The sequence below is a fragment of the Candidatus Sordicultor fermentans genome (genome assembly GCF_012728195.1).
Lineage (GTDB): Bacteria > Atribacterota > Atribacteria > Atribacterales > Caldatribacteriaceae > Sordicultor > Sordicultor fermentans.
In genome coordinates this window covers 1-8231 of the sequence record NZ_JAAYFP010000061.1, presented here as the reverse complement: position 1 = coordinate 8231, position 8231 = coordinate 1, and the positions used below count along the sequence as shown (strand labels likewise).

Genomic DNA, 8231 nt, shown 5'->3' with positions numbered 1-8231 from the left:
TATTGCCGCTGTGCCTGTTAATAACAGAGGTTTCCGATTGAAGGCTAATATGTAGGCGATACCAACCATAGTACCAGGTAAAGCACCTGGCAATACGGCAATTAAGTCAAGCGCGTTTCTGCCCCAAAATTTCTTACGGTAAATTATATACGATGCAAAAGTAGCAAGCAGTGCAGTTCCTAATGAAGCTAGAAGCGAAAAATAAAGTGAGTTCCAGATATCTTTCATTTTTGATAAAAATGTGTAGCTAAAATTAGCGAGTGTAAAGCTCCAGTCAACTCCCCATGTTTTGGTAAAAGCCCCGCAGATAACTACTACGAAAATTGAAATGGTTAATAGTGACGCAATGGAAAGAATAACTAATAAGCTATATTTTACAATTGGCGGTGTAGGAGGAGCTTCTAATGTACCCCCTTTGCCAGTTACTGTTTCATATTGCTTGCGACTAACCCAGTATCTTTGTATGAGGAAGATACCCAGGCTGGGAATTAAAAGAAAAAAACTGACCACAGCAGCCATTGGTAAATTATACATGCCAGTAACCTGCATATAAGCTTCTGTTGCCAGAACTCTAAAAGGACCCCCGATGACCATCGGATTACCAAAATCGCTCAAAGAATACATGGATACCAAAAGAGCTGCACTGGCTATTCCAGGAGTAATTAACGGTAGGGTAATGGTTTTAAATATTCCCCATTCACTTTGTCCCAGATCTCTTGCTGCATATTCCAAAGTGGGATTTATACTTTTTAATACTCCCGAAAGCGTTAAGGCTGCTACTGGATAATATGCCATAGTTTGAGCAAACCACAATCCTGAAAGACCATAGGCAGAGACATCTAAACCTAATAAGGCGTGAGTGATTAGTCCCTGACGTCCAAAAAGCAAAATCAAGGCTAACCCCGTAACAAAAGGCGGAGATATTAGTGGAAGAATGCTTGTTGCTCTAAAAAACCTTTTGAAAGGGAAATCCTCCCGGGTTAGAGCATAAGCAAAACAAAACCCAATAAGTGTTGAGCTAAAAGTTGTTAAAATTGCAAGTAAAACGCTATTTTTAAGAATTTTCATATAACGTGTTTCTGTAAAAAATCTTCTCCAGGTTTCCGAAGATGGATAAATAACTATTTTTAACATAGGGTAAATAATAAATAAGAACAAAAATACACTTATAACTGCAATGGCAAAAAGGAGTGCAGGGTCTTGCAAAATCCCCTTAAGGGTGAACCGTGAAGTGCGTTGCGTTTTCTCTTCGTATTGCAGCTCAACTGACATTACATTCACCTCCATTATTTAGCTTTATCTCAGTTTAAGAGGGGAGGAGAAACTCTTCTCCCCTCTTAATTTCTTTTAATCGAGAAAACGCTTATTCCACTCTTCAACAATACGATCTCTATTTTGGCCAGCCCACTCATAGTCATAGTCTATGAGTTGTAACTCAGATATAGGTGTTGCTCCTTCGGGTAATACAACTTTTGGGTGTGTTGCTACACGTAGACTTATATCCGAATGGAATTGCTGACCATCTACATCCAGTATCCAATCAACAAATTTTTCTGCTGCTTCTGGATTAGGTCCCCCTTTCACAATCGAGACAGCACCAACTTCCCAACCAGTGTCTTTGGGATAAATGAGGGTAAGATCATATCCACTTTGTATAAGTTTCATAACATCATGCCCAAAAGCAATTCCAATTGTACACTCTCCTAGAGCAGCATGTTGTGCTGGAGCAGCGCCAGCGGTAGTATAAAATGAAATATTTTTATGGAGTCCTTCTAGATATTCCCAGGCTTTTTCTTCGCCTAAGCGGAAGAATTGGGTTGCTACAACTGTATAGGCGGTACCTGAAGCGGCTGGTGAAGCCATCGAGATCTCTCCTTTATAATCGGGATCCAGGAGGTCTTCCCATGTAGTTGGATATTCTTTATCAGGGTATTTTTCTTTGAATCTAGCATTGTTAATTGCAAAGCCAATGGCTCCGACATAAAAACCACTCCAATAATATTCAGGGTGGTAGAAAGCAGGGTCTATGTCTTTGAGAACAGGAGATTGGTAAGGTCTAAGTATCTCTTCGCCTATTAATGATTCGTGAGTCTCCGCGGAGCCACCAAAAAAAACGTCTGCCATTGGATGGTCTTTCTCTGCTATTAGTCTCGCAGCAACGGCTCCTGCGCTTAAGCGGATGAACTCTGCTTTAATTCCAGTTTCTTGAGAAAACTTGTCGAGAATCCGAGCAATTTCTTCTTCATGGAGTGGGCTATATACAACTAGAGATTCGGATGCATAAGCACTTGCCGTCACAAAAAGCAATGTTAACATTAACACCGTTATAACCCGTAAGAATGTTTTTCTTGTTAAGCTAATCATTTTATCCTCCCATAAACTAATATTATCCTTGTTGATAAGATTATTTTAACCACTCTCATCACCTGTTACCATGGAGTGAGCATTCTTTTCTCCTGATTTTTCGAGGGAAACTCCGCCCCTTATGTAACCTGTTTTTAAGAACCCTTAGGTATTTTTAATCATGTTTTCTTTTAGGTTTTTACCTCACCCTCCTTTCACTCTATAAAGACTTTCTTATGGATTTATTGCGGTAACTTTTACCAGGTCTTTATCAGTTTGGAGCTGTTTTATGTATTGAGGTATTTCTTCTAAGGAAACTGTTTTAGAGATGATTTTGGTCATATCCATACCGGAAGCCATAAGGGAGATAACCCGGGGGAAATTGCCATGCCCAGAATGACCTTGAGAACCTACAATTTGAGCTCTTCTGACCTGGAATACTTCAGCAGTTAGAGGAATTTTCACATCAGCTCGAGCTACTACTACCACTGTGGAGTTAATACCTCGAGCTCTCCATATAGTTTCTTCCAAATCTTTCCAGATTATTTGGGGAACACCAGTAGCTTCTAAGTAAATTTTTGCTCCCATTCCTCCGGTGTAGTCGAGAATGGCTTCAGTTACACTTTCCTTTTGGGGATTAATGGTAATATCCACTCCCAATTCTTTAGCCATGTCTCTTCTTATCTCTGAAGGTTCAGAGAGGATTACTTTTACTCCTCCTGCCTTTTTAAGAATAGCACAGGCAGCTAATCCAATAGGGCCTCCTCCAAAAATTACTACATTATCTCCTGGCCTAATTCCTCTTCCTCGCTCAATAACTGCGTTATAGGCTACAGAAGTGGGTTCAGCTAAGCTTCCCGCTAAAAAGAGTTCATCACCCGGGTAGTTTTGTTCCAGTTCCTTCAGGCTCCACAAATACTTAGCATCTACTACTATGTATTCTGCAAAAGCCCCATCTACATCAAATCCTAATTCATGAAGATTTTCACAGTGGTTAGGAAAGCCATCAGCGCAGTGACGACAATAACCACACCATAGCATCTCTTCTGAGGTCACTGGTTCTCCTGCCTCAAAAGGTTGGTTATTTCTACGATTTATGGCTTCAGGTCCTGCTTCTACTACCTCTCCAGAGAATTCATGGCCTAAAGTTGCAGGAAACCCGGTAAGCCCAGGATAGAAAATGTAACCATTCTCATCGGCCTGAGCCATGTGAACATCACTTCCGCATATTCCACAAGCTCGGACTTTTATGAGGACTTCAGTAGGTTTTTGGATCACGGGCTGAGGAACTTCTTCTACCTTTACCTTCGGATATCTCCAAACTTTGCTACCTAACCAGGTAATTTTTCCCTCTACATCCTTGGGACCAATTTTAAAGTCTGGTTTAGGGCTCCATTGGGCGTGCAGTCTTACTGCTTTCATAACGCATCCTCCTTTTAAGCAGGCAATTTATGAAACTGGTTTTAGAATAAAGTAATTTTAATTGTTTGTCAAGAGCAAAGTGCCGAATTTGACAGATGGCTCTAACAGACAAGTTGAATCTAAAACAATCTTTTTTTCTCAGATTATTTGCTAAGCTCTACAGATTATTGTAAAATAACTTCACAATTAGAAAGCGGTTTCGAAGAAGAAGAGAAAAAATGATGCTGGAAATACGAAAAAATTTATGAAAATGGCTTGTAGTGACTATGTAAACCATGTTGCTTTTAAGCCAGTAATATGGAGGAAGAGAAAGTGGACGTTAAAAAATACGATATCTTTATTATCGGTCACGTATCTTTAGACGAAAACGTTTATCATGATCAAGCTGAAAGGATATATGGTGGAGCTGTGTTATATGCTGCTTGCGCAGCTGCAACTGGGCAGAGTAAAATAGGAATATTAACAAAATCGTCTGAGGATGACGAGAAAATAGCTAGTTTATTCAACATTTCTAAAGAGGATATTTATCATATAAAATCAGGCAAAACTACATCTATTAGAAACGAGTATTTGACTGAAGACAGGGAAAATAGAGTATCTACTGTTTTAAGTGTGGCTGATCCATTTAGAATGGAGGAAATACCACCCAATGTAGATGCTAATATATACTATCTGGCAGGATTAATTCAGGGAGACTTTGAATATGATTTAATAAAAAGTTTTTCAAAGAAGGAGGAGGTAGCGGTAGATGCCCAGGGTTTATTGCGCAAAAGTAAGAATGGGCATATGTTTTATGAAGATTGGGACAAAAAATATGAGTATTTGCCATATATTAATTTTTTGAAAACTGATGCAAATGAATCTAGAATAATGACTGGCATAGAAAATAGGGAAAAAGCCGCTGAGCTGCTCTGCACCTGGGGGCCAAAAGAAGTAATGATAACATACAATACTGAGGTATTAGTTTACGATGGTCATCAGTATTACAAAGCTCCGTTTAAGCCGCGAAACCTATCAGGGAGAACCGGCAGAGGTGACACTTGTTTCGGCGCCTATATATCCGAAAGGATCCATAGAGAACCTGATGAAGCTCTATATTATGCTGCTGCTTTAACATCGCTCAAGATGGAAACACCGGGACCATTCAGAGGCACCAGGGAAGATGTATTAAATTATATAAGTAGTTATTACAAAAATTATCTATAGTATAAATGAAGGTCTGGTTATCAGCTAAAAGAGGGACGGGCTTCCTCCCGTCCCTCTTTTAGCTGATTATGGGGTATGTTGGGCAATATAAGCTTTGTGCATAAGATATTTTCTCAATGTTTCTGGTCTGTTTGTATTTATCATGACATTTGTTAAAGGGCTTTGGATGTCCCAGAACCATTGGTAATCAGGAGAGGCCCAGAAACGCATAAGGTGGCCATATTCTTTACCAAGGTTATCTGCCTTTTTCATCTGGGAAATCAGGTAATCTGAAACCTTAATTTTTCCATCCTCTATTAATCGATTAGCTAAAACCCATTCATTATCGCGCAAAACCTCATACAGGGTATCCATAGATAGTTCTGGATAATCGCTGACATATTCCTCTATGATATCTTCTTTTGGTACTAAAAAATCGAAAAATTGGGTAATATCGTTATATGCTATAAGATTGCTACTGATAATTGGCATCCTATGTTTGAAGTTGAGGTATGCATCAGATTTCCAAACTTCAGGGTCATAGATATTTCCAAATCTCCCATCCGCAGTTGAATAGAAAGTTGACCATTCATCCGGAATATTTTCAGGTTCAGCATTGGTGAATACTGTCACCGGGCCTTGAGTCACTTTTTTAGTGTCTCGCTCGTAAGTTGTAAAAAGCCCAGGGTAGTTTTTTAGAATGCTTTGGAGAAGATTCCAGGTTTTATCGGTATCGGTCTTGAAATCTACGTGAAGCAAGAGGGTTTCTTCAGGTGTGTTATAAATTTTTCCTCCATTTGAGAGATAAATCTCATAGAGAGGATCTAAATACAGATTTTGGAGGGTTCCTTTCGTTTTATAATCAGAATCTCCTGTAATTTCATCCCAATCATGTGCTACATACAATTCTTTCATAACTCTGGAATTTTCCACGTCATCAGTGATAGAGAGTTCTATATAATAAACGTCAGCTTCAATACTACCCATCCCATTGTCGATAGCATCTAATAGTGGACGAGCTCTGTAATAATCGTTATGAGAGTGGGTATTTTTAAAGTAAAATTTTTCTCCGATGGGGATAATCTCCAGTTCTTGACCAAATGCTGTAATTGCAAAAGACATAAACAATAACAATAACAATAACAATAACAACATAATACTAAAGATATTTTTAAAAACTTTCATTTTTACTACCTCCTTATAGATTTCACTTGATTAAATACTAAAGCTTTAAAGTAAAAATTGGTTTTACTGCTTTCATAGTGTGTCCTCCTTTTAAGCGGGTATTTATGAAACTGGTTTTAGAATAAAATAGCTTCATTGGTTTGTCAAGAGAAAAAACGATAAAAATTAAAAAATCTTAATAGATGATTTTTCACTTCAAAGTAAGATTTTATCTGCTGTACACCTTGAAAATCTTCTTTAAGCACCTTATAATAAGAGAACGGTTTCAAAAAGGAAGTGAATAAATGGATAAAGAAGTTACCATAAATGATATAGCCAGGGAAGCTGGTGTCTCAAAAGCTACTGTTTCCCGGGTGTTAAATAATCCTGAAAAAGTGGCTAAAAAAACCAGGGAAAAGGTATTAAAAGTGATCCAGGAAAAGGACTATCGTCCCAATCCTATGGCTCGTAGCCTCACTACTCGGAAAACAGGAGTAATCGGAGTGGTGGTTTCAGACATCACTAACCCTTTTTATGCGGTAATGGTAAGAAGCATTGAAGAAGTATGTCGAAGCTACCAATACCATATTTTTCTTTGTAATACCGATGGAAGAGAAGAAGAGGAAGAATTATACGTGAAGTCTCTTATAGAAAAGAAGGTGGACGGCATAATCCTGGGAGCTACCCGGATGAACGATCAAGAAATCCAGAACCTAGCTAAAGCTCAGACTCCTATGGTTTTTGTCTCGCGTCTACCAGAGAACCGTGAGCAGTATGATTATGTAATAGTAGATAGTGTTTTGGGAGGATATTTGGCTACTAAATATCTTCTTTCTTTGGGTCATACCAAAATTGCCTACTTAGGGGGTCATTGGCCTACCTCTTCTAATTTAGAGCGCCTGGAAGGTTATAAAAGAGCTTTAGAAGAGGCAGGAATAGAGGTGAGAGATGAATATATTTACTGTGGCGAGTTCAGAATGGAAAACGGTTATCGAGAAGGAATAAAAATACTCAGGGCAGGAAAGTACCGACCTACTGCCGTTTTTTCAGCTAATGATGCTATGGCTATTGGACTCCTGGAGGCCTGTAATGAAGAGGGGGTAAGAGTACCAGAAGAATTATCTATTATAGGATTTGATGATATTCCTCTTAGTGCTTCCCGGTTGATTCAACTTACTACTGTTTCTCAGTCTACTGCTGAATTAGGTTCTTTGAGTGGAAAAATCATCATGGATAAGGTTCTCAATCCCCGCAAAAAAGATGTTCGACAACAGATAGTTTTTCCACCAAAGTTGGTGATTCGAGGAACTTGCGCTCGAATAAAAGAAGAATAGGAGGATAAATCATGAAGACAAGCTTTGCCGTTTCTTTGCAAAAAACCAGATTTGGAGCTATTGCTTTTGGAGAATCTTTTACCTCCATTATTTCGAAATTGAAGGAGTTAGGTTATCAAGGAGTGGAGTTGGCAGTTAGAAATCCCAGAGATATAAATGAAGAAGAAATAAAGGAAATAGTAAAAAATCATCAATTGGTTGTTCCGGCTATTGGAACAGGACAGGCGTTCATAGAGGAGGGTTTAAGTTTAAGTAGCAGAGAAAAGGAAATTAGAGGAAAAACTATAGAACGCCTGAAAAACCATATCGATTTTGCTTCTCAGTGGAGGAGTTTGGTAATTATAGGACTCATCCGGGGTAATCTTCCTCCTGAGGAGGAAGAAAAAGAAGAAGCTTTAAAGTATTTTGAGGAAAGTCTTCTAAAATGCAGCCAGTTAGCCAAAGAAAAGGATGTCAGATTGGTAATCGAGCCCTTAAATAGATATGAAATTAATTTTCTAAACACTATAAAAGAGGCTCTGGAATTTCTTTCTTCTCTGGGAGATGATAACATCGGTATCCTGGCTGATAGTTTTCATATGAACATTGAAGAAGCGAACTTTTACCAGAGTATCATCGAGGCAGGAGATCGTCTCTGGCATTTCCATATTGCTGATAGCAACCGCTGGGCGCCAGGGTTTGGCCATATTGATTTTGAGTCTATTTTTCGAGCTTTGCGAGACATCAACTATCAGGGTTTTGTTTCAGCAGAAATTCTCCAAAAACCTAATTTTCCTGAGGCAG

General features: G+C 38.8%; 7 protein-coding genes. 3 read left to right on the top strand and 4 right to left on the bottom strand.

From position 1 onward, the window contains the following. From GXZ17_RS02890 to iolM, 3 genes are all read right to left on the bottom strand, one after another. Positions 1–1272 (bottom strand): ABC transporter permease (locus tag GXZ17_RS02890; RefSeq protein ID WP_409375786.1); only part of this gene is annotated, 1272 nt, incomplete at its 3' end. A 75-nt stretch (positions 1273–1347) separates the two neighbouring features. Further along, complete coding sequence (locus GXZ17_RS02885; RefSeq protein WP_409375785.1) at positions 1348–2364, bottom strand: ABC transporter substrate-binding protein; 1017 nt, start codon at positions 2362–2364, stop codon at positions 1348–1350. Positions 2365–2577: 213 nt separating this feature from the next. Further along, a complete protein-coding gene (gene iolM / locus GXZ17_RS02880; protein ID WP_409375784.1) occupies positions 2578–3765 on the bottom strand; it encodes a scyllo-inosose 3-dehydrogenase in 1188 nt (395 codons plus the stop codon). A gap of 312 nt (positions 3766–4077) precedes the next feature. Here iolM and GXZ17_RS02875 point away from each other — a divergent pair, with 312 nt between their 5' ends. After that, entirely contained in the window at positions 4078–4971 is an 894-nt protein-coding gene (locus GXZ17_RS02875; protein WP_409375783.1) for a PfkB family carbohydrate kinase, read from the top strand. Positions 4972–5037: 66 nt separating this feature from the next. On the opposite strand, the gene GXZ17_RS02870 is transcribed toward GXZ17_RS02875, so the two are convergent. Next, positions 5038–6135: a hypothetical protein gene (locus GXZ17_RS02870; RefSeq protein ID WP_409375782.1), complete on the bottom strand. Its 1098-nt coding sequence runs from the start codon at positions 6133–6135 to the stop codon at positions 5038–5040. Positions 6136–6419: 284 nt separating this feature from the next. On the opposite strand from GXZ17_RS02870, the gene GXZ17_RS02865 reads away from it, so the two are divergent. Both GXZ17_RS02865 and iolO read left to right on the top strand, forming a co-directional pair. Beyond that, positions 6420–7448: a LacI family DNA-binding transcriptional regulator gene (locus tag GXZ17_RS02865; RefSeq protein ID WP_409375781.1), complete on the top strand. Its 1029-nt coding sequence runs from the start codon at positions 6420–6422 to the stop codon at positions 7446–7448. Between the two features lie 11 nt (positions 7449–7459). After that, positions 7460–8231: 5-keto-L-gluconate epimerase (iolO, locus tag GXZ17_RS02860; protein WP_409375780.1), on the top strand; the 772-nt coding region annotated here is incomplete at its 3' end.

What these genes read in the sequence shown, in the direction of transcription:
- GXZ17_RS02885 (WP_409375785.1), bottom strand. Translation starts at nt 2,364, where the DNA reads ATGATTAGCTTAACAAGAAAAACATTCTTACGGGTTATAACGGTGTTA.
- iolM (WP_409375784.1), bottom strand. Translation starts at nt 3,765, where the DNA reads ATGAAAGCAGTAAGACTGCACGCCCAATGGAGCCCTAAACCAGACTTT.
- GXZ17_RS02870 (WP_409375782.1), bottom strand. Translation starts at nt 6,135, where the DNA reads ATGAAAGTTTTTAAAAATATCTTTAGTATTATGTTGTTATTGTTATTG.
- GXZ17_RS02865 (WP_409375781.1), top strand. Translation starts at nt 6,420, where the DNA reads ATGGATAAAGAAGTTACCATAAATGATATAGCCAGGGAAGCTGGTGTC.